The sequence below is a fragment of the Streptomyces sp. NBC_00554 genome (assembly GCF_041431135.1).
Taxonomy (GTDB): domain Bacteria; phylum Actinomycetota; class Actinomycetes; order Streptomycetales; family Streptomycetaceae; genus Streptomyces.
Genome location: NZ_CP107799.1, coordinates 8110628 through 8129908 on the forward strand (window position 1 = coordinate 8110628; position 19281 = coordinate 8129908).

At 70.3% G+C, this 19281-nt stretch carries 18 protein-coding genes; 11 read left to right on the top strand and 7 right to left on the bottom strand.

Annotation, left to right across the window (positions count from 1 at the left end; genetic code table 11):
- The first annotated feature begins 117 nt into the window (after positions 1–117).
- The 6 genes from OG266_RS35770 (at position 118) to OG266_RS35795 (ending at position 6977) form a co-directional block, all read left to right on the top strand.
- Entirely contained in the window at positions 118–1554 is a 1437-nt protein-coding gene (locus OG266_RS35770; protein WP_326724140.1) for a citrate:proton symporter, read from the top strand.
- A 39-nt stretch (positions 1555–1593) separates the two neighbouring features.
- Complete coding sequence (locus OG266_RS35775) at positions 1594–2826, top strand: MFS transporter (RefSeq protein WP_266466736.1); 1233 nt, start codon at positions 1594–1596, stop codon at positions 2824–2826.
- Positions 2827–2928: 102 nt separating this feature from the next.
- Positions 2929–3537, top strand: coding sequence for a hypothetical protein (locus OG266_RS35780; protein WP_371550790.1), 609 nt, complete (start codon positions 2929–2931; stop codon positions 3535–3537).
- The gene (locus OG266_RS35785) at positions 3524–4342 is read left to right on the top strand and encodes a class F sortase (RefSeq protein WP_371550792.1); all 819 of its coding nucleotides are present in this window, start codon (positions 3524–3526) and stop codon (positions 4340–4342) included. Before OG266_RS35780 ends, OG266_RS35785 begins: the two co-directional genes overlap by 14 nt.
- Positions 4343–4463: 121 nt before the next feature.
- Positions 4464–5852, top strand: coding sequence for an aldehyde dehydrogenase family protein (locus tag OG266_RS35790; RefSeq protein WP_371550794.1), 1389 nt, complete (start codon positions 4464–4466; stop codon positions 5850–5852).
- 42 nt (positions 5853–5894) lie between these two features.
- Positions 5895–6977 carry a Zn-dependent alcohol dehydrogenase gene (locus OG266_RS35795; protein ID WP_371550796.1) on the top strand — a complete coding sequence of 361 codons (1083 nt, stop codon included), beginning with the start codon at positions 5895–5897 and terminating at the stop codon, positions 6975–6977.
- Positions 6978–7217: 240 nt separating this feature from the next.
- Here the strand turns inward: OG266_RS35795 and OG266_RS35800 are convergent, their stop codons facing one another.
- From OG266_RS35800 to OG266_RS35810, 3 genes are all read right to left on the bottom strand, one after another.
- Positions 7218–8147, bottom strand: a complete 930-nt coding sequence (locus OG266_RS35800; RefSeq protein ID WP_371550798.1) for a DMT family transporter — start codon at positions 8145–8147, stop codon at positions 7218–7220.
- A 105-nt stretch (positions 8148–8252) separates the two neighbouring features.
- Positions 8253–8978, bottom strand: a complete 726-nt coding sequence (locus tag OG266_RS35805) for an ArsR/SmtB family transcription factor (protein ID WP_371550800.1) — start codon at positions 8976–8978, stop codon at positions 8253–8255.
- Positions 8979–9309: 331 nt separating this feature from the next.
- Positions 9310–9951, bottom strand: a complete 642-nt coding sequence (locus OG266_RS35810; protein ID WP_266466754.1) for a TetR/AcrR family transcriptional regulator — start codon at positions 9949–9951, stop codon at positions 9310–9312.
- Between the two features lie 67 nt (positions 9952–10018).
- Between OG266_RS35810 and OG266_RS35815 the strand changes: the two genes are divergently transcribed.
- From OG266_RS35815 to OG266_RS35825, 3 genes are all read left to right on the top strand, one after another.
- Complete coding sequence (locus OG266_RS35815) at positions 10019–11170, top strand: acyl-CoA dehydrogenase family protein (RefSeq protein WP_371550803.1); 1152 nt, start codon at positions 10019–10021, stop codon at positions 11168–11170.
- A 106-nt stretch (positions 11171–11276) separates the two neighbouring features.
- Complete coding sequence (locus OG266_RS35820) at positions 11277–11564, top strand: YiaA/YiaB family inner membrane protein (protein ID WP_326724149.1); 288 nt, start codon at positions 11277–11279, stop codon at positions 11562–11564.
- Positions 11565–11648: 84 nt separating this feature from the next.
- A complete protein-coding gene (locus OG266_RS35825; RefSeq protein WP_371550805.1) occupies positions 11649–12275 on the top strand; it encodes a TetR/AcrR family transcriptional regulator in 627 nt (208 codons plus the stop codon).
- A 25-nt stretch (positions 12276–12300) separates the two neighbouring features.
- Here the strand turns inward: OG266_RS35825 and OG266_RS35830 are convergent, their stop codons facing one another.
- Positions 12301–12762, bottom strand: coding sequence for a MaoC family dehydratase (locus OG266_RS35830; protein WP_329548594.1), 462 nt, complete (start codon positions 12760–12762; stop codon positions 12301–12303).
- A 107-nt stretch (positions 12763–12869) separates the two neighbouring features.
- Here OG266_RS35830 and soxR point away from each other — a divergent pair, with 107 nt between their 5' ends.
- Positions 12870–13406, top strand: a complete 537-nt coding sequence (soxR, locus tag OG266_RS35835; RefSeq protein ID WP_371550807.1) for a redox-sensitive transcriptional activator SoxR — start codon at positions 12870–12872, stop codon at positions 13404–13406.
- A 36-nt stretch (positions 13407–13442) separates the two neighbouring features.
- Here soxR and OG266_RS35840 read toward each other — a convergent pair whose 3' ends face one another.
- The 3 genes from OG266_RS35840 to OG266_RS35850 all read right to left on the bottom strand — a co-directional run bounded on the left by OG266_RS35840 (position 13443) and on the right by OG266_RS35850 (position 16123).
- On the bottom strand, positions 13443–14510 hold the full coding sequence (locus OG266_RS35840; RefSeq protein WP_371550809.1) for an RNA ligase (ATP): 1068 nt from the start codon (positions 14508–14510) through the stop codon (positions 13443–13445).
- A 152-nt stretch (positions 14511–14662) separates the two neighbouring features.
- Positions 14663–15397, bottom strand: coding sequence for a 3-keto-5-aminohexanoate cleavage protein (locus tag OG266_RS35845; protein WP_371550811.1), 735 nt, complete (start codon positions 15395–15397; stop codon positions 14663–14665).
- Between the two features lie 120 nt (positions 15398–15517).
- The gene (locus tag OG266_RS35850; protein WP_266466778.1) at positions 15518–16123 is read right to left on the bottom strand and encodes a hypothetical protein; all 606 of its coding nucleotides are present in this window, start codon (positions 16121–16123) and stop codon (positions 15518–15520) included.
- Positions 16124–16454: 331 nt separating this feature from the next.
- Between OG266_RS35850 and OG266_RS35855 the strand changes: the two genes are divergently transcribed.
- Complete coding sequence (locus OG266_RS35855) at positions 16455–19250, top strand: penicillin acylase family protein (RefSeq protein ID WP_371550813.1); 2796 nt, start codon at positions 16455–16457, stop codon at positions 19248–19250.
- Positions 19251–19281 lie beyond the last annotated feature (31 nt).

Below are 19281 nucleotides of genomic sequence, written 5' to 3' on the forward strand. Positions count from 1 at the left end.
GTTTTGCGCTTATTGCTCGCGTGTCAACGTCTTGTTAAGACTTGCGCACCCGACCTAACGTCACTCGCACCGCCGTCCCAGGTGGGAGTTCAAGGGCGAACGTTAGGTATCCAACTCATGCTGACCATCCTCGGCTTCACCATGATCGCGACCTTCTTGGTCCTGATCATGCTGAAAAAGATGTCGCCGATCGCGGCGCTCGTGCTGATTCCGGCACTCTTCTGTGTCTTCGTCGGAAAGGGCGCCAAGCTCGGTGACTACGTCATCGACGGCGTCACCAGCCTCGCCCCCACCGCGGCGATGCTCATGTTCGCGATCGTCTACTTCGGAGTGATGATCGACGTCGGGCTCTTCGACCCGATCGTGCGAGGCATCCTGAAGTTTTGCAAGGCCGACCCCCTGCGCATCGTGGTCGGCACCGCAGTCCTCGCCGCCATCGTCTCCCTGGACGGCGACGGCTCGACCACCTTCATGATCACCGTCTCGGCGATGTACCCGCTGTACAAGCGCCTCAAGATGAGCCTCGTCGTGATGACCGGCGTCGCGGCCATGGCCAACGGCGTGATGAACACCCTCCCCTGGGGCGGCCCCACCGCCCGCGCCGCGACCGCCCTCAAGCTCGACGCCAGCGACATCTTCGTACCGATGATCCCGGCCCTCGCCGTCGGCCTCCTCGGCGTCTTCGTGCTCTCGTACGTCCTCGGCCGCCGCGAGCGCACACGCCTTGGCGTGCTGACGCTGGAGGAGGTGCTGGAGCCGCAGGAGACCGAGACGGTTCTGGTCGGCGCGGGTTCCGGCGCCGGCAGCGGTGGTCCGGTCGACCTCGGCAAGAAGGCCGTGAGCACGGGTGGTTCGGGCTCCGGCACGGACGCCGACGCTCCTGGGGCCGAGGCTCCTGAGGAGGACGACAGCTTCGCCGTCCTCGACCCCAACCGTGCCACCCTGCGCCCCAAGCTCTACTGGTTCAACGCGCTGCTCACGCTCACCCTGCTCACCGCCATGATCATGGAGTGGCTGCCGATCCCGGTGCTGTTCCTGCTCGGCGCCGCTCTCGCGCTCACCGTCAACTTCCCCCACATGCCCGACCAGAAGGCCCGCCTCGGCGCCCACGCCGAAAACGTCCTCAACGTCTCCGGCATGGTCTTCGCCGCCGCCGTCTTCACCGGCGTCCTCCAGGGCACCGGCATGGTCGACCACATGGCCACGTGGCTCGTCGACATCATTCCGGCCAGCATGGGCCCGCACATGGCCCTCGTCACCGGCGTGCTGAGCCTCCCGCTCACCTACTTCATGTCGAACGACGGCTTCTACTTCGGCGTCCTGCCGGTCCTCGCCGAGGCCGGTGCCGCCCACGGAGTCACCCCGCTGGAAATGGCCCGCGCCTCGCTCGTCGGCCAGCCGCTGCACATGTCGAGCCCGCTGGTCCCGGCCGTGTACGTCCTGGTCGGCATGGCCAAGGTCGAGTTCGGCGACCACACAAGGTTCGTGGTGAAGTGGGCCGCGCTCACATGTCTGATCATCCTCGGGGCAGGGCTGTTGTTCGGGATCATCTGACGCTCGTACCCGTACGACTCCTCCAGGAGGTAAAGAACCATGGGGCCCGGTGGAAACCGCGGCTGGCTGCTGCGCCTCGTCATCGCCTTCAGCTTCGCTCAGGGGGCGGTGTCGATGGCGCGGCCCGCCGTCTCCTACCGGGCCCTCGCCCTTGGCGCCGACGAGCGCGCGATCGGCGTGATCGCGGGTGTCTACGCCCTCCTGCCGCTCTTCGCCGCGGTACCGCTGGGCCGCCGTACCGACCACGGCCGCTGCGCACCGCTGCTGCCCATCGGCGTCGTGCTCATCGCGGGCGGCTGCGCCCTCAGCGGCAGGGCGAACTCGCTGACGGCGATGGCGGCTTGGAGCGGAGTGATGGGCCTGGGCCACCTGTGCTTCGTGATCGGTGCCCAGTCCATCGTCGCCCGCCAGTCCGCGCCGCACGAACAGGACCGCAACTTCGGCCATTTCACCATCGGCGCCTCCCTCGGCCAGCTGATCGGTCCGATCGCCGCGGGCACTCTCATCGGCGGTTCCGACATGGCGGGCACCAGCGCGCTGGCCCTGCTCGTCGCGGGCGGGGTCGCCGCGGTCTCGTTCACCTCGCTGTGGCGCATCGAACGCCGTACGCCCGCCAAGTCCCGTACCGCACAAGGCGACCGCGTTCCCGTGCGCCGCATACTGCGCACCCGGGGCGTCCCCGCGGGCATCTTCATCAGTCTCGCCGTGCTGTCGGCGACGGACATCCTCACGGCGTATCTGCCGGTCGTCGGTGAGCACCGGGGCATCGCGCCGTCAGTGATTGGCCTGCTGCTGAGCCTGCGAGCGGCGGCGACGATCGCCTGCCGGCTGGTGATGACGCCGATGCTGCGACTCCTTGGCCGGACCGCGCTGCTCACCGTGACGTGTCTGGCGGCGGGCCTGGTGTGTGCGGGCATCGCGCTGCCGGTGCCGGTCTGGGCGCTGGCCGCGATGCTCCTGGTTCTCGGGTTCTGCCTCGGCGTCGGTCAGCCGCTGTCCATGACGACGGTCGTCCAGGCCGCCCCCGAAGGCGCCCGTTCCACCGCCCTCGCCCTTCGGCTGACCGGCAATCGGCTCGGCCAGGTCGCCGCGCCCGCCGCCGCGGGCCTGGTCGCCGGAGTCGCGGGGGTGGCCGCGCCGTTCGTGATGCTGGGTGCGCTGTTGCTGGTGTCATCGGGCATCGCGCTGCGTTCGCCCGCGAAGCCGGAGGTCGCGGGCCTTGGTGAGCCGGTGCGGAGCCGGGTGCCTCTGCGCCGTAAGAGCGATATCTGACGGAGTGTCGGGCGCTGCTGCCGCCTTTTCCTGGGCAGATGTGAAAGGGAATCAGGTGCATGTCCAATTTGTATGACAATCACCTGATTCGGAGGAACTCGCATGCCCACCTCGTCCCTTCCAGGCCGCCGCCGGAGTGCCGTCGCCCTCGCGGCTCTCACAGTCGTGGGATCCACCCTTGCCGCAGCCCCGGCCGCGTTCGCCGCTCCCGGTGACAACGGCACCGTCAAGGTCCATGTGGTGGGCACGGCCGTCGAGGCCCGCCTGAACCAGCCCAAGGTGTGCCTGTTCTACCTCGACGCGTTCAACTTCGACGTGGCGGAGGGCATCACCTGGACCCTCGTGACGCAGCCCGCGGTCACCGGCGGTGCCACCCTCGGCGGGAAGATCACCCTCGACACGGGTGCGGGCCGGACGGCGAACCTGACGCTGCCCGACGGGCAGTACAAGCTCACCTGGAAGATCGACGGCGGCAACGGCGCGGGCAAGCACAAGGTCTTCAAGGTCAACTGCCCGGACCGCCCGGGTGGCGGCCCCGGCGGACCCGGCGGTGGTCCGGGCGGACCGCACGGCGGGCCCCCGGCGGGTGGCGGCGGCCTCGCCCACACCCAGGACTTCGCGCCGGTCGCCGGGGCGGCGGCCGTAGGCCTTGTCGTGGCCGGGGGAGCCGTGTACCTCCGGCTGCGCCGTCGCCCCGATGGCGCGGCGTAGACGCGCCCGCAGGCCCTGGTACCGGACGCGCGCCTACCGCCTGACACGGACCCTCGTGATGTCCGTCTGTCTGGTGGTGGGCGGCGTCTGGTGGGCGGGGGAGGACGAACCCGCGGACGCGGCCGCGAACCTGGCCCAGGTTCCGGTCGCCGCCGACGGCAACGGCAGCGGCGATGCGCGCGGTGCGAAGTCCCACCGCGTCGAGGGTGAAGGACGCGGTACGAAGTCCCACCGTTCCGGCACCGATGGGCGCGGCGGCGCGAACCCCCTCCGCCCCGCGCCCGCCCGGCCGGTCCGGCCCGCCCGGCCGAAGCCCCCGCCCAGGCCGCTGCCGCGCTCCCCGGCGGCCTCGCTCGCCATCCCGTACCTCGGCCTGGAGGCGCCGGTCATGGGCCTCGGGCTCGACCGGGAACGGCGGCTCACCGCTCCTCCGGTGGACGATCCGAAACTCGTCGGCTGGTACGAGGGTGGACCGACGCCGGGCGAGCGGGGCACCGCTGTCGCCGTCGGCCACCTCGACACCAGGACAGGGCCCGCCGTATTCGCCGCGATCGGCCAACTCCGGCCCGGCAGACTCGTCGAGGCCCGGCGCGCCGACGGGCGGACCGCCGTCTACACCGTGGACGCGGTGAAGACGTACGAGAAGGCGCACTTCCCCAACAAGGAGGTGTACGGCGACAGGGGGCGCCCCGAGCTGCGTCTGATCACCTGCGGCGGCACGTACGACCGGAAGAAGGGGTACGCCAGCAATGTCGTCGTCTTCGCGCATCTCACGGAGACCCGGGGCCGCGCCCGCGGCACATGAGCCCAGGGCAGCGTGAAGCTTCCCGGGCACCTGGGCACCCGGCACCCGGGCACTCTGGCGTCAGAAAACTAACATCGCTAGTTTGGGGGCGGGCGACGCTGCCCTGCCCGGGAGGAACACGATGAAGGCTCATCACGGCATGTACATAGGCGGCGAGTGGCGCCTCGCCGCCGGCGCGGACACGATCGAGGTCGTGAACCCGGTCGACGAGCAGGTGATCGGCCGGGTCCCCGCGGGCACCGCCGCGGACGTCGGCCACGCCGTACGGGCCGCCCGTGCCGCCCTCCCCGGCTGGGCCGCGACCCCGCCCACCGAGCGGGCCGCGAAGCTGGCCGCCCTCCGCGACGTACTCGTCGCGCGCAAGGACGAGATAGCGGAGACCGTCACGGCTGAGCTCGGGTCGCCGCTGCCGTTCTCGCAGGCGGTGCACGCGGGGGTGCCGATCCTGGTGGCGGGTTCGTACGCCGAGCTGGCGGCGACGTACGCCTTCGAGGAGAAGGTGGGCAACTCGACCGTCTACCACGAACCCGTCGGAGTGGTCGGCGCGATCACGCCCTGGAACTACCCGCTGCACCAGATAGTCGCCAAGGCCGCCCCGGCGCTGGCCGCCGGCTGCACGGTGGTCCTGAAGCCCGCCGAGGACACCCCGCTGACCGCCCAGCTCTTCGCCGAAGCAGTGGCCGAGGCGGACCTTCCGGCGGGGGTCTTCAACCTCGTCACCGGCCTCGGCCCGGTCGCGGGCCAGGCCCTCGCCGAACATCCGGACGTGGACCTCGTCTCCTTCACCGGCTCCACGGCGGTCGGCAGGCGGATCGGCGCGACGGCCGGTGCGGCGGTCAAGCGGGTCGCCCTCGAACTCGGCGGCAAGTCGGCCAACGTCATCCTGCCGAGCGCCGACCTCGCCAAGGCCGTCAACGTCGGCGTCGCCAACGTGATGTCCAACTCCGGTCAGACGTGCAGTGCCTGGACCCGGATGCTGGTGCACACCTCGCAGTACGAGGAGGCTGTCGGGCTCGCCGCCGCGGCCGCGACCAAGTACGGCGACCGCATCGGCCCGGTCGTGAGCGCCAAGCAGCGCTCCCGGGTGCGGAGTTACATCGAGAAGGGGGTCGCGGAAGGCGCGCGACTGGTGGTGGGCGGACCCGAATCCCCGCGCGAGCAGGGCTATTTCATCAGCCCGACCGTCTTCGCCGACGTCACACCGGACATGACGATCGCTCAGGAGGAGATCTTCGGGCCGGTGTTGTCGATCATCCGGTACGAGGACGAGGAGGAAGCCGTACGGATCGCCAACGGCACGGTGTACGGGCTCGCGGGCGCCGTCTGGGCGGCCGAGGAGGCGGAGGCCGTCGCCTTCGCGCGGCGACTCGACACCGGGCAGGTCGACATCAACGGAGGACGGTTCAACCCCCTTGCCCCGTTCGGCGGTTACAAGCAGTCGGGCGTGGGACGTGAACTGGGCTCGCACGGACTGACCGAGTACCTCCAGACCAAGTCCTTCCAGTTCTAGCCCTCAAGTCCCCCCCCGGCTCTAGCCCTCAGGAGCACGCACGTGGTTCGCGCAGCCGTACTTCCCGCCGTGGGCGCTCCTTTGGAGATCGCCGAGATCGACCTGCCGGAACCCGGTCCCGGACAGGTCCGCATACGGCTCGCCGCCGCCGGGGTCTGCCACTCCGACCTCTCCCTGTCCGACGGCACCATGCGGGTGCCCGTCCCCGCGGTGCTCGGCCACGAGGGCGCCGGGACCGTCATCTCCGTCGGCGACGGCGTCACGCACGTCGCGCCGGGCGACGAGGTCGTCCTCAACTGGGCACCGTCATGCGGTAGTTGCCACACCTGCTCGCTGGGAGAGGTGTGGCTGTGTGCCAACGCGCTGCGCGGCGCGGGCGACGTCTACGCACGGCGCGCCTCCGACGGGAGCGATCTCCACCCTGGCCTGAACGTCGCCGCGTTCGCCGAGGAGACCGTCGTGGCCGCCGGATGCGTACTCCCCCTGCCGGACGGCGTACCCCTCACCGACGCCGCCCTCCTCGGCTGCGCCGTCCTCACCGGATACGGTGCCGTCCACCACTCCGCCAAGGTCCAACAGGGGGAGACCGTCGCCGTGTTCGGGGCCGGCGGCGTCGGGCTCGGGGCGCTGCAGGCGGCCCGGATCGCGGGCGCCTCGAAGATCGTCGCGGTCGACGTCTCACCCGCCAAGGAGTCACTCGCGCGCGACGCGGGCGCCACCGACTACGTCGTGGCCTCCGACGCCACCGCCCGCGAGATCCGCGCCCTCACCGGCAAGCAGGGCGTCGACGTGGCCGTCGAGTGCGTCGGCCGCGCCGTCACCATCCGCACCGCCTGGGACTCCACCCGACGCGGCGGCCGCACCACAGTCGTCGGCATCGGCGGCAAGGACCAGCAGGTCACCTTCAACGCTCTGGAGATCTTCCACTGGGGACGGACCCTTTCCGGCTGCGTGTACGGCAACTCCGACCCGGCGCGGGATCTGCCGGTACTGGCCGAGCATGTACGGGCAGGGCGGCTGGACTTGGGGGCGCTGGTCACGGAACGCATCGGGTTGGAGGGGATTCCGGGGGCGTTCGAGAACATGGTGGCGGGGAAGGGGGGACGGGCGGTGGTGGTGTTTTAGGTCGTGCCTTGGGTTTCCGCCCCGGCCGGAGATCTTTCAGCCTCGTCGGCGCTTGAGGGCGAGGTGCGCCGTCCCGATCCCCCACCCACCCGTGGGGGCTGCACCCTTCAGCCCCGGGGAAGATCTTTCAGCCCGTCCGGCGTTTGAGGACGAGCGCGTCAGCGCGATACGGGGGTCTGGGGGCGGAGCCCCCAGGAGCAAGGGACGGGTAGGGGCGGAGGGGGCGAAAACCCCCCGAGCTCAGGCCCGTTCCGGCTCCCGCTCCGGCGCGGCCGCCCTCGGCCGGGACCGGGACACCGCCACCCCGGCCAGGCACAGCACCCCGCCCGCGAGCGTCATCAGCCCGGGGACCTCGCCCAGGAACAGCCAGGACATCAGCACCACGAGCGCAGGCACCGCGTACGTCGTCGCCCCCATCCGACTCGCCGTCGTACGGGCCAGCGCGTACGCCCACGTCGTGAACGCCAGTGCGGTCGGAAACACACCCAGGTAAAGCATGTTGAGCGTCGCCGACACGGGCGCGTCTGCCGCTTCGTGGACGAGTTGCCCGGCGAACGGCAGGCACGCGACCGCCCCGACGAGGCAGCCGAACGTCGTGGCCTGGAGCGGACTCGCCCGGCCGAGGACGGGCTTCTGGGCGACGACCCCGGCCGCGTAGGTGACGGCCGCGAGCAGACACAGGACGACCCCGAGGACCGAGGAACCACCCTCGCCGGACATCGAGAGCCCCACGGCGACCGCCCCCGCGAACGACACCGCCATCCCCGCGAGCAGGCGCGGCGGCATGGCGTCGCCGAGCAGCCGGGAGCTGAGCAGGGCGAGGATGATCGGGCCGATGTTCACGACCAGTGCCGCTGTACCGGCGTCCACATGTTGCTCGCCCCAGTTGAGGGCGACCATGTAGACGCCGAACCAGAGCACTCCGGATATGGCGATGCCCCGCCAGGTCGAACGCGGTGGCCAACCCTCCCTGCGTACAAGGCAGATGGCGCCCAGAATGACGGCTCCCGCCAGCAGCCTTCCGAGGGCGAGCGCACCCGGCGAGTACGCCGCACCCGCGCTCCTGATCGAGACGAAGGCCGAGGCCCACAGCACGACGGTGACGGTCGCGGCGCCCGCGGCGAGTCTGTCGGTCCGCCGGGCGGTGGCGTGGGCCGGGGTGGTCATCATGCTCCTGAGGCTAGGTGGGTGTGGAGGCAGGGTCTGGCGGATTTCGGACGTCGTGCCCGGCGGGCTCGGTGCTTCGCTCGTCCTCGTCCTCGTCCTCGTTCTCGTTCAGTGCAGTGCCGTGGCCTCGATACCGAGGAGGCCGGCGAAGGCCTGTTCGCCTTCGGGCGTGACCTTGACCGCTCGCTCCGAGCCGATCCGTACGCACCAGCGCGCGTCGAGTGCGTGGCGGCACAGGGCCGCGCCGGCGGTGCCCGCGAGGTGGGGGCGGCGTTCGGTCCAGTCGAGGCAGGAGCGGGTCAGGGGGCGCCGGCCGGTGCGGTCCAGGTCGATGCCGGCGGTGTCGAACCAGCGGAGGCCTGCGTCGGTGAGCGCGAAGCCGGTGTCCTGGCGGAGGAGGCCGCGGTCCGTCAGGGCGTCGGTGAGGGTGATGCCGAGGCGGCCGGCGAGGTGGTCGTAGCAGGTGCGGGCGCGGGACATCGCGGATCCGGCGCCGGACTCCCGCAGGGTGCGGGGTTGTCTGGTGGCGGTCGGTGCGACCTGGGCGGCGAGGTCCTCGACGAGCTGTGCGACGCCGGTGTCGGCCAGTCGTACGTATCGGTGCCGGCCCTGGCGTTCCTCGGTGAGCAGGCCGCCCGCGACCAGCTTGCCGAGGTGTTCGCTGGCGGTGGACGCGGCGACTCCGGCGTGGCGTGCCAGCTCGCCGGCGGTCCATGCCCGGCCGTCGAGCAACGCCAGCAGAATGCAGGCCCGCGTCTCATCGGCGATCAGCCCTGCCAGCGCCGCCAGCCCCGGCCCTGCCGGGTTCCTCGCCCTTGTCATGCCGTCCAGCATGCGCCGGGAACAGTTCGGTGGGCACCGAAGGGTGGTGGGGGTGGGATTTTTTTCGCCCCCTCCGCCCCTACCCGTCCCTTGTTCCTGGGGCTCCGCCCCAGACCCCGCTCCTCAAACGCCGGAGGGGCTGAAGATTTCCCCGGCCGGAGCTGAATCTTTCGCCCCGGCGGCAGATCGTTCAGCCCCCGCGGTAGATCCTTCAGCCCCGGCCGGGGTAGATCTTTCAGCCCGTCCGGCGTTTGAGGACGAGCGCGTCAGCGCGATGCGGGGGTCTGGGGGCGGAGCCCCCAGAGACAAGGGACGGGTAGGGGCGGAGGGGGCGAAAAACCCCTCACTCCCCCCGCCCCAGCCCCTCGAACCGCACCGCCAACCCATCCAGCAACGCCCTCAGCCCCACCTCGAACGCCCGCTCATCGATCTTCTCCTGGTGCTCCGCGAGCAGATGGGCCTGCCCGAGGTGGGGATAGTCCGCGGGATCGTACGCCGCCGCGTCGTCGACGAAGCCGCCGGCGAAGGAGCCGAGGGCGGAGCCCATGATGAAGTAGCGCATCAGCGCGCCGATGGACGTGGCCTGCGACGGCGGCCACCCCGCCTCGACCATCGCACCGAAGACGGCGTCCGCCAGCCGCAGCCCCGCAGGCCGCCGCCCGGGCCCCCGCGCAAGCACCGGCACGATGTTCGGATGGTCGCGCAGCGCCGCCCGGTAGGACACGGCCCAGTCGTGCAGCGCCGTACGCCAGTCACGCCCGTCCTCGAACATCGACAGGTCGACCTGCGCGCTGACCGAGTCGGCGACCGCCTCCAGGATCAGGTCCTTGGTCGCGAAGTGGTTGTAGAGGGACGGCCCGCTGACCCCCAGTTCGGCCGCGAGCCGCCGCGTGGAGACGGCGGCCAGGCCCTCGGCGTCCACCAGCGCACGTGCCGCGCCGACGATGCGGTCGGTGCTGAGGAGGGGCTTGCGCGGTCGGGCCATGGCGCACATAGTAGGGCTGCGCCTGGAAACTAGCAGTGCTAATTAAAATGTAGTGGGGTGACTCGTCATGAACCTGGAGCTCAGCGAGGAGCAGACCGCCGTCCGGCGGCTCGCCAGGGACTTCGTGGACCGCGAGATCGCCCCGCATGTCATCGAGTGGGACCGTGCGGAGGACGTCGACCGGTCCATCGTGAAGAAGCTCGGTGAGGTCGGCTTCCTCGGGCTCACGATCGACGAGGAGTACGGCGGCAGCGGCGGCGACCACCTCGCGTACTGCCTGGTGACGGAGGAGCTGGGCCGCGGTGACTCCTCCGTGCGCGGGATCGTGTCCGTCTCGCTGGGCCTCGTCGCCAAGACGATCGCGTACTGGGGGAGCGAGGAGCAGAAGCGGCAGTGGCTGCCGGGGCTGACCTCCGGCGAGTACGTCGGATGCTTCGGGCTCACCGAGCCCGGCACCGGCTCGGACGCGGGCAACCTGTCGACGAAGGCCGACCGCGATGGCGACGAGTACGTCATCAACGGCACCAAGATGTTCATCACGAACGGGACTTGGGCCGATGTCGTACTCCTCTTCGCCCGGTCGACCGACGCCCCGGGACACAAGGGCGTCTCCGCCTTCCTCGTACCGACCGACACACCGGGACTGTCCCGCCGCACCATCCACGGCAAGCTCGGACTGCGCGGGCAGGCCACGGCGGAGCTGGTCCTCCAGGACGTGCGCGTCCCCGCTTCGGCGATGATCGCGCCGGAGAGCAAGGGCTTCGCCGTCGCGATGTCCGCGCTGGCCAAGGGGCGGATGTCGGTGGCCGCGGGCTGCGTCGGCATAGCCCAGGCGGCGCTGGACGCGGCGGTGACGTACGCGACCGAGCGGGAGCAGTTCGGCAAGACGATCGCCCATCACCAGCTGGTGCAGGAGCTGCTCAGCGACATCGCCGTGGACGTGGACGCGGCGCGCCTGCTGACCTGGCGGGTCGCCGATCTCGTAGACCGCGGGCTGCCGTTCGCCACCGAGTCCTCGAAGGCCAAGCTCTTCGCATCCGAGGCTGCCGTGCGTGCCGCGAACAACGCCCTCCAGGTCTTCGGCGGCTATGGCTACATCGACGAGTACCCGGTGGGCAAGCTGCTGCGCGACGCCCGCGTGATGACCCTCTACGAGGGCACCAGCCAGATCCAGAAGCTGGTCATCGGGCGGGCGCTGACCGGCGTTTCGGCGTTCTGAGGTGTTCTGCAGTGGTCTGAGGCTCCGAGGTCCCGGGTGCGGCTGAGTACGCAAGTGAGTACCCGAGCGGATGTGGTCCGGAGCGCCGTGGCCGACCCTGATTCCCATGAGTGAGACATCGGTCAAGCAGCAGTCCACCGCGGCCTTCTACGGGCAGGCCGTCGCCTCCTTCGGTATCGCGATGGGGGCCACCGCGCTCGGCATCTTCAACCTCCAGACCGACGCCTGGGTGCGCGCGTTCCTGGGTATCGCCGTCCTCTACCTCGTGACCTCGGCCTTCACACTGGCCAAGGTGATCCGGGACCGTCAGGAGGCCGGGCAGATCGTCAGCCGGGTCGACCAGGCGAGACTCGAGAAGCTGCTCGCCGAACACGACCCCTTCGAGAAGCTCTGATCCGCTCCCTGAGCGGGCATGCTAAGCGCTCGCTCAGGTTCGGGGGTATGGTGTCACCCTGCCAGTGGAAGGGGCGAACCAGCGATGAGTACGGCGGAGGAAACGGCCGGCGCCGAGGCGCAGGCGTGGGCCGAGGTCACCCCCGACGCGGCCCGGCGGCTGCTCGTCGCCGCCGTGGAAGCCTTCGCCGAGCGCGGGTACCACGCGACGACCACCCGGGACATCGCGGGCCGCGCGGGCATGAGCCCGGCCGCGCTGTACATCCACTACAAGACCAAGGAAGAGCTGCTCCACCGGATCAGCCGGATCGGGCACGACAAGGCGATCGACATTCTGCGGACCGCCGCGGAGGGTGACGGCAGCGCCGCCGAGCGGCTCTCGGACGCCGTGCGGTCCTTCGTACGGTGGCACGCCGCGCAGCACACCACCGCGCGCGTCGTGCAGTACGAGCTCGACGCGCTCGGTCCCGACGCGCGTGCGGAGATCGTGGCCCTGCGGCGGCAGACCGACGCCGCCGTGCGCGGCATCATCGAGGACGGTGTCGCGGCGGGCGAGTTCGACGTGCCCGACGTGCCGGGCACCACGCTCGCGGTGCTCTCGCTCTGCATCGACGTGGCGCGCTGGTTCAACGTCAACGGGCCCCGGACCCCCGACGAGGTCGGCGCGCTCTACGCCGACCTCGTACTGCGGATGGTGGGGGCCAAGCCGTAGCCCCGCGGGGACCGGCCCGGAAGCCTCAGAAGTAGTAGCGGGACACCGACTCCGCCACGCACACCGGCTTGTCGCCGCCCTCGCGTTCGACCGTCACCGTCGCCGTGACCTGCACACCGCCACCGGCCTCGGTGACCTCCGTGAGCACGGCCGTGGCGCGCAGCCGGGAGCCGACCGGGACGGGCGCGGGGAAACGGACCTTGTTGGTGCCGTAGTTGACGCCCATCTTCATGCCTTCGACGCGCATCACCTGCGGCACCAGCGCCGGGAGCAGTGAGAGCGTCAGATAGCCGTGTGCGATGGTCGTGCCGAAGGGGCCCGTGGCGGCCTTCTCCGGGTCCACGTGGATCCACTGGTGGTCACCCGTGGCGTCCGCGAACAGATCGATCCGCTTCTGGTCGATCTCCAGCCAGTCGCTGTGGCCCAACTGCTCGCCCACGCCCGACTTCAGCTCGTCGGCGGACTTGAAGATCCTCGGCTCTGCCATGTCCCTGGCCTCCCGCATGTCAATGTCTAAGCGACTGCTTAGCATGGTCGGGTGCGGGCCGGATGTCAACGGACCGGACGGGTGGCGAGGTGGGTAGGGTTGGAGGGGTGCCCCAGATCCCTGAGAAGATCCACGAGCTGACCGTCGGCCAGCTGTCGGCGCGCAGTGGCGCCGCCGTCTCCGCCCTGCACTTCTACGAGTCCAAGGGCCTCATCAACAGCCGCCGCACGACCGGAAACCAGCGCCGCTACCACCGGGACGCGCTGCGCCGCGTCGCCTTCGTGCGCGCCGCGCAACGCGTCGGCATCCCGCTCGCCACCATCCGCGAGGCGCTCGCCGAGCTGCCCGAGGAGCGCACCCCGACCAAAGAGGACTGGGCCCGCCTCTCTGAGGCCTGGCGCTCCGAACTCGACGACCGCATCAAGCAGTTGGGCCGCCTGCGGGACCATCTCACGGACTGCATCGGCTGCGGCTGCCTGTCCCTGGAGAACTGTGTGCTCTCCAATCCCGACGATGTCTTCGGCGAGCGCCTGACAGGCTCCCGCCTCATGGCGGAACGCGCCCGCCCGGCCGCCGGACCGGACAGGCGCGCCGCCGCTCCCGCCGCACCGCAGAAGGAGCCGGAGCCCGAGGACTGCCGCTGAACGGCGCCCCGGGCTCCGTACACCCGACCCGTCCGCCTACTCGTACTCCGTGCCGCCCTTCCGTGTCAGATACGCCGGGCTGACCGCCTTCGCGATGGCCCGGCCACCCGTCACCGGGCTGTACCGCTCGGCGGCAGGCCGTACGACGACACCCTCGCGCAGGTGCAGCCCGCGCCCGGAGACGGTCTCCCGGCCCGAGGCGATCTCCAGGACGCGGTCGATGTCGTACGGACCTTCGTACAGCCGTGGGACCAGGGGCAGTTCGCCGTCGAGGAGCGCCGCCGCGTCCAGCCAGCGGATCTCGCCGTCGATCTCCGCGGACACGTCGAACACGGAGTAGCCGAGCGTCTCGCGGCGGCCGTCGGCGCCGTACGTCAGGTCCTGTACGCCGGCTCCGTACACCTCGCCGAAGATGCCGACCCGGCGCGCGCCGAGCCGCTCGGCGAGCCGGGCCGCGGCCTCCGGGACGCCGTGGCCGTGCACGGCTCGCCAGTACAGATTGCGTGGATCCTCCTTGAGGGCGAGGGACTTGGCGCCGAAGCCCTTGGAGGAGACATGGACGCGGCCCTCGTCGGCGAGGTACGTCAGCAGGCAGGCCGAACCGTGCAGTTTCTCGGTCAGGACGACGGGCTCGCCCGGCGCGAAGATGTCCGGGTACCGCTGGATGTTCTCGATGTCGAGCCAGGGAAGCAGACCGGCCGCGGACTCGACGTCGCCGTTCATCGTGGGCGGGATCGGCGGCACCCACTTGACGATGCCGAGCGCCTCCGCGAAGTCGGTCCCGTGCTCGGCCGCCTTCGCCAGGTCGACCTCCGCCAGCGCCGCCGGGCGGCAGACGATGCCCTGCGACAGCTCGCCGCGCAGCCGTACGGCTTTGACCCGGTCCGATCCGCTCCCCGCGAGTCGCCCGGTCAGGCCCAGCTCTTCGATGAGCTCGGCCGGAAGCACGGACTGCTCCGGGATGTAGACGGCCCGTTCGCCGGTGCGGTAGGCGCCCTTGGCGACGACGGCTCGGTACAGGCCGACCTGGGCCAGTTCGAGGGCGTCGGCGTTGGGATGCTCATGGATGGTCAGCACTTCGGCGGTGACGCGCAGCGTCGACATCGGGACTCCTCGGGTTCCTCAGCTGTGTTTCATCGCCCCCAACTGTCCGGACGGGAAAGGGCTGGAGCGAGCGGATTTGCGGCTGGTAGCGTCGGGATGGCCGTGGGTTTCGGCGCCGTGGGCGTCGTCGGCGAGGTGTTCGTCTCGCTGCCCTACGAGGAGCGCTGATCCCACCCGTGTTGGTACTGGACGAGGCCCTGCGCCACCAACTGGCCGTTGGACACGGCCCGTTCACCGTCGGGCAGCAGCAAGGTGTCCTCCAGGCCGATCCGGGTGGCGAGCCCCAGTCGCCCCGCGAGTCGCAGCACCGGCCATGTGCCGCCGTCCATGCCGTGCAGCAGGACGGGGCGTGCGTGGGCGGTGCCGAGGTCTGAGAGCAGGGCGTGTGCCGACCTCTCCGCGGTGTCGGGCGAGGTGTCCATCACCTCGGCGAGGACGCGCAGCACCCGTGGCCCGAGCGGTGACGTCGCGAACCGCGCGGCGCCCTCCGTGCCGGACCAGATGCCCGCCTCCACGCCGATTCCGCGGTCGAGGAGCGCCGCCGCGAGTTCCTCGGCGCCGGGCTCATGCCAGTTGACCGAGGCGTGGTCGGGCAGGACGGTCCAGGAGCGGACGCGCTCCAGGCGGGTCGCGGGGTCCGGCTCGGCCCAGGCGCCGGTGGTCACGCCGACCGGGATGCGCACCCGTGCCCGTATCGCTTCCAGCGTCGGAGTGAGTGCCTTGGGCGACAAGGTGTCGTCCCCGCAGGGAGACTTGGGATGGACATGGATGTCCGACGCTCCGGCCGCGACGGCTCCGGCCGCGGACTCGGCCATGTCCCCGGGCGACAACGGCACGGCGGCACCGTCACCGGCTCCCCGGGCTCCGTTCACACAGACCTGCACCATGCCCTCGATAGTGGCACCCGCCACTGACAACCCCGACGCGGGGAACTGCGCGCCCAGCCACGAACAACCCGCGGCGGACGGCTCACCCGCAGTTCCCGGCCGGCCGATCCGGCCGAACACTCACGCCGACGCGAGCAGCAACTGTCCGCGCCTGGCCTCCGCCAGCGCCTCAGGGGTTAGAACAGGCCGCGGCACCACGATTCCGCAGCGCGTGCAGACGGGACCCGACGACGGCTCGTGCGCCAGGTCGTACTTCCAGTCGAGGCGCCCGCCCGCGCACACCGGGCACACCGCACCCGGCTCGCGTTCCAACGCGGCGATCAGCCGGCGTAGTACCTCGGCCAGTGGTTCATGGGGGTGGATCCGGGGGTCGTCGCACCACGCGACTCCGAAGCCGCCCCAGGTCAGCCGGTGCCAGTCGTCCACGCTGCCCGGCCTGCGCAGCCCGTCGTGCTTCTCTTTCTTGCGCCGCTCCGCGAACCCGGCCTCGTAGGCGAGCCAGACGGAGCGGGCTTCCTCCAGCTCGTCCAGTGCGGCCACGAGCCGCGCCGGATCGGGGGAGCGGTCCTCGGGGCCGAAGCCGGCCCGCGAGCTCAGATGGTCCCAGGTCGCCCGATGCCCGTAAGGGGCGAACCTCTCAAGGCACTTGCGCAGTGAGTAGCGCCGCAGTGCCAGATCACTCCTCGGATCTCGCACCTGTCTCGCCAGACTCCGGAAACCGGCCATCGCCCTGCACCTCCGTCACACCTGCACCTGTACTTCGGTCACTTCGGCGTCGTCGTCGTACGGACTTCGCCGAATAGACGTATCGACAAGCGATTCGGCTCCATCCGATTTCCGATGACCACCCATAAGCCATCTGCCGAACCCCTCCTGGCCTACCCCTGAACGCTGTGAGCTGCCTGTTGTCCGTCTGTCGAATGCGGCGACGGGCGGCGCGCCGTGAGGCGGGGAGCTCCCAACGGACACCCCGATCCCAAAAAGTGACGCATGTTCACCTTCAAACACGGGGATACCGGCGGTAACGTCCGGCCCACCCCCGTCGCGAGGAGCTGCCATGACACGGCGCATCCCACGCACCATCCTGGACAGACTGAGAACTCCCCGCAGATTCCCCAAGTTCCTGAAGGCAGCATCCGTATGCCTTCTCATTGCCGGTCTTTTGTCTCCGCTTACCCAAGCGTCTGCCGCGGGGACGGCGGTCACGGCGGCCGCCGCCAACGACTACTGCGGCGCTCAGTGCTCCGACATCCTGCCGCCCGGTGAGAACGGCAACGCGACCCTCGCGCAGATCCTGCTCAACCAGGTCTTCGGCTCGCAGCCCGCGCACGCCGAGGACCAGCTGGGCCCCTACGCGAACCTGGCCTCGGGCTACTCCGGACTCACCGACGCCAAGATCAACACCTTCTTCAACGACGCCTCGTTCGGGGTCGCCGCCGATCAGGTCGAGTCGACCACGAACCCCGCAGGACGCACCGACGTCACGATCGTCCGCGACAAGAAGACCGGCGTCCCGCACATCACCGGCACCACCCGCTACGGCACCGAGTTCGGCGCCGGGTACGCCGCAGCCCAGGACCGGCTGTGGCTGATGGACGTCTTCCGGCACGTCGGACGCGGCCAGCTGACCCCCTTCGCGGGCGGTGACCCTTCCAACCAGGGTCTTGAGCAGCAGTTCTGGCGCAGCGCGCCCTATACCGAGGCCGATCTGCAGGCCCAGATCGACAGTGCCACCGCCAACAGCGGCGCCCGTGGCCAGCAGGCCCTCGCGGACGTCACCGCCTACGTCGCCGGCATCAACGCCTACATCGACGCCTCCGACAGCGGCCGCTACTTCCCCGGTGAGTACGTCCTGACCGGCCACAAGGACTCCATCACCAACGCCGGAACCATCGAGCACTTCAAGCTCACCGACCTGGTCGCGCTGGCTTCCGTCATCGGCGCGCTCTTCGGCTCCGGAGGCGGCGGCGAGGTCAGCAACGCGATCTCACTCCTCTCCGCCCAGTCCAAGTACGGAGTGACCGAGGGCACCAAGGTCTGGGAGTCCTTCCGCGAGCGCAACGACCCCGAGGCCGCCCTCACCCTCCATGACGGCCAGAGCTTCCCGTACGCGACGAAGCCCGCGGTCGCGCAGGGCCAGGCCCTGCCCACCGCCGGTACGGTCGCCGAGGAGCAGCTCGTCTACGACCGTACGGGCAGCGCGGCCACCACGACCGCCGCCACCACCTCGACGGCGGCGGCCGCCACCGCCCTCACCTCGGCAAAGCGCGGCATGTCCAACGCCCTCGTGGTGAGCGGCAGTAAGACGGCGAGCGGCCATCCGATCGCCGTCTTCGGTCCCCAGACCGGCTACTTCGCGCCCCAGCTCCTGATGCTCCAGGAGATCCAGGGTCCCGGACTCAGCGCCCGCGGCGCCTCCTTCGCGGGGCTGAGCATGTACGTCGAACTCGGGCGCGGCCAGGACTACTCCTGGAGCGCGACCACCTCCGGTCAGGACATCATCGACACGTACGCCGTCGAGCTGTGCCAGGACGACTACCACTACCTCTACCACGGCACCTGCACCGCCATGGAGAAGATCGAGCAGACCAACTCCTGGGTGCCGACCACCGCCGACGGCACCGCTGCGGGCTCGTACCGCATGCAGGTCTACCGGACCAAGTACGGCCCCGTGACCCATCGCGCGACGGTCGACGGCAAGAAGGTCGCCTACACCAGCCTGCGCTCCTCCTACATGCACGAGGCCGACTCGATCATCGGCTTCCAGATGCTCAACGACCCCGACTACGTCAAGAGCCCGGAGACCTTCCAGGCCGCGACGCAGCACATCAACTACACCTTCAACTGGTTCTACGCCGACTCGACCCACACCGCGTACTACAACAGCGGCAACAACCCGGTGCGCGCCACCGGCGTCGACGCCGAGTTCCCGGTGTGGGCGCAGGCTGCCTATGAGTGGCAGGGCTGGAATCCGGCCACGAACACCGCCACGTACACCCCGGCGTCCGCGCACCCGAACGACATCGACCAGGACTACTACATCTCCTGGAACAACAAGGTGGCCCAGGACTATGCGACGGCTCCCTGGGGCAACGGTTCCGTCCATCGCGGCAACCTCATCGACGACCGCGTCAAGAAACTCGTGACCGCGGGAGGAGTGACCAGAGCCTCGCTCACGAAGGCGATGGCCGACGCCTCGGTCGCCGATCTGCGGGCCGAGGACGTGCTCCCGGACCTGCTGAAGGTCATCAACAGTCAGACGGTCACCGACACCGCGGCCGCGGCGGCGGTGAGCAAGCTGTCCACCTGGGTGACGGCCGGGTCCAAACGCACGGAGACCTCCTTCGGCTCGAAGACCTACGCCAACGCCGACGCCATCCGCATCCTGGACGCCTGGTGGCCGCTGCTGGTGAAGGCCGAGTTCGAACCGGGCCTCGGCACCGACCTGTACACCGCCATCACCACCAGCCTCCCCATCGACGAGGCTCCGTCGGCCGGACACGGGCCGACCGGCTCGCACGCCGGAAGCTCCTTCCAGTACGGATGGTGGAGCTATGTCGACAAGGACATCCGGGCGGTGCTCGGTGAGTCCGTACAGGGTGGTCTGGCGCAGAAGTACTGCGGCGGCGGCACCCTCACCGGCTGCCGGGACATCCTGATCAGCACCCTCAAGACCGCGGCCGGCATGACCGCGGCCCAGGTCTACCCCGGCGACGCCCAGTGCTCGGCGGGCGACCAGTGGTGCGCCGACTCGATCGTCCAGCGGACGCTCGGCGGCATCAAGCACTACAGCATCAGCTGGCAGAACCGTCCGACCTACCAGCAGGTGGTGGAGTTCACTTCGCACAGGTGACGCTGCCGTACCTATGGCTGTTGGCCAACGG

Excerpts from the sequence above, each read along its gene's own strand:
- OG266_RS35850 (WP_266466778.1), bottom strand. The coding sequence starts at position 16,123 with ATGGCCGGTTTCCGGAGTCTGGCGAGACAGGTGCGAGATCCGAGGAGT.
- OG266_RS35825 (WP_371550805.1), top strand. The coding sequence starts at position 11,649 with ATGAGTACGGCGGAGGAAACGGCCGGCGCCGAGGCGCAGGCGTGGGCC.
- OG266_RS35770 (WP_326724140.1), top strand. The coding sequence starts at position 118 with ATGCTGACCATCCTCGGCTTCACCATGATCGCGACCTTCTTGGTCCTG.
- OG266_RS35820 (WP_326724149.1), top strand. The coding sequence starts at position 11,277 with ATGAGTGAGACATCGGTCAAGCAGCAGTCCACCGCGGCCTTCTACGGG.
- OG266_RS35855 (WP_371550813.1), top strand. The coding sequence starts at position 16,455 with ATGACACGGCGCATCCCACGCACCATCCTGGACAGACTGAGAACTCCC.
- OG266_RS35775 (WP_266466736.1), top strand. The coding sequence starts at position 1,594 with ATGGGGCCCGGTGGAAACCGCGGCTGGCTGCTGCGCCTCGTCATCGCC.
- OG266_RS35805 (WP_371550800.1), bottom strand. The coding sequence starts at position 8,978 with ATGCTGGACGGCATGACAAGGGCGAGGAACCCGGCAGGGCCGGGGCTG.
- OG266_RS35780 (WP_371550790.1), top strand. The coding sequence starts at position 2,929 with ATGCCCACCTCGTCCCTTCCAGGCCGCCGCCGGAGTGCCGTCGCCCTC.
- OG266_RS35800 (WP_371550798.1), bottom strand. The coding sequence starts at position 8,147 with ATGATGACCACCCCGGCCCACGCCACCGCCCGGCGGACCGACAGACTC.
- OG266_RS35810 (WP_266466754.1), bottom strand. The coding sequence starts at position 9,951 with ATGGCCCGACCGCGCAAGCCCCTCCTCAGCACCGACCGCATCGTCGGC.
- OG266_RS35815 (WP_371550803.1), top strand. The coding sequence starts at position 10,019 with ATGAACCTGGAGCTCAGCGAGGAGCAGACCGCCGTCCGGCGGCTCGCC.
- OG266_RS35840 (WP_371550809.1), bottom strand. The coding sequence starts at position 14,510 with ATGTCGACGCTGCGCGTCACCGCCGAAGTGCTGACCATCCATGAGCAT.
- OG266_RS35845 (WP_371550811.1), bottom strand. The coding sequence starts at position 15,397 with ATGGTGCAGGTCTGTGTGAACGGAGCCCGGGGAGCCGGTGACGGTGCC.
- OG266_RS35785 (WP_371550792.1), top strand. The coding sequence starts at position 3,524 with ATGGCGCGGCGTAGACGCGCCCGCAGGCCCTGGTACCGGACGCGCGCC.
- OG266_RS35830 (WP_329548594.1), bottom strand. The coding sequence starts at position 12,762 with ATGGCAGAGCCGAGGATCTTCAAGTCCGCCGACGAGCTGAAGTCGGGC.
- OG266_RS35790 (WP_371550794.1), top strand. The coding sequence starts at position 4,464 with ATGAAGGCTCATCACGGCATGTACATAGGCGGCGAGTGGCGCCTCGCC.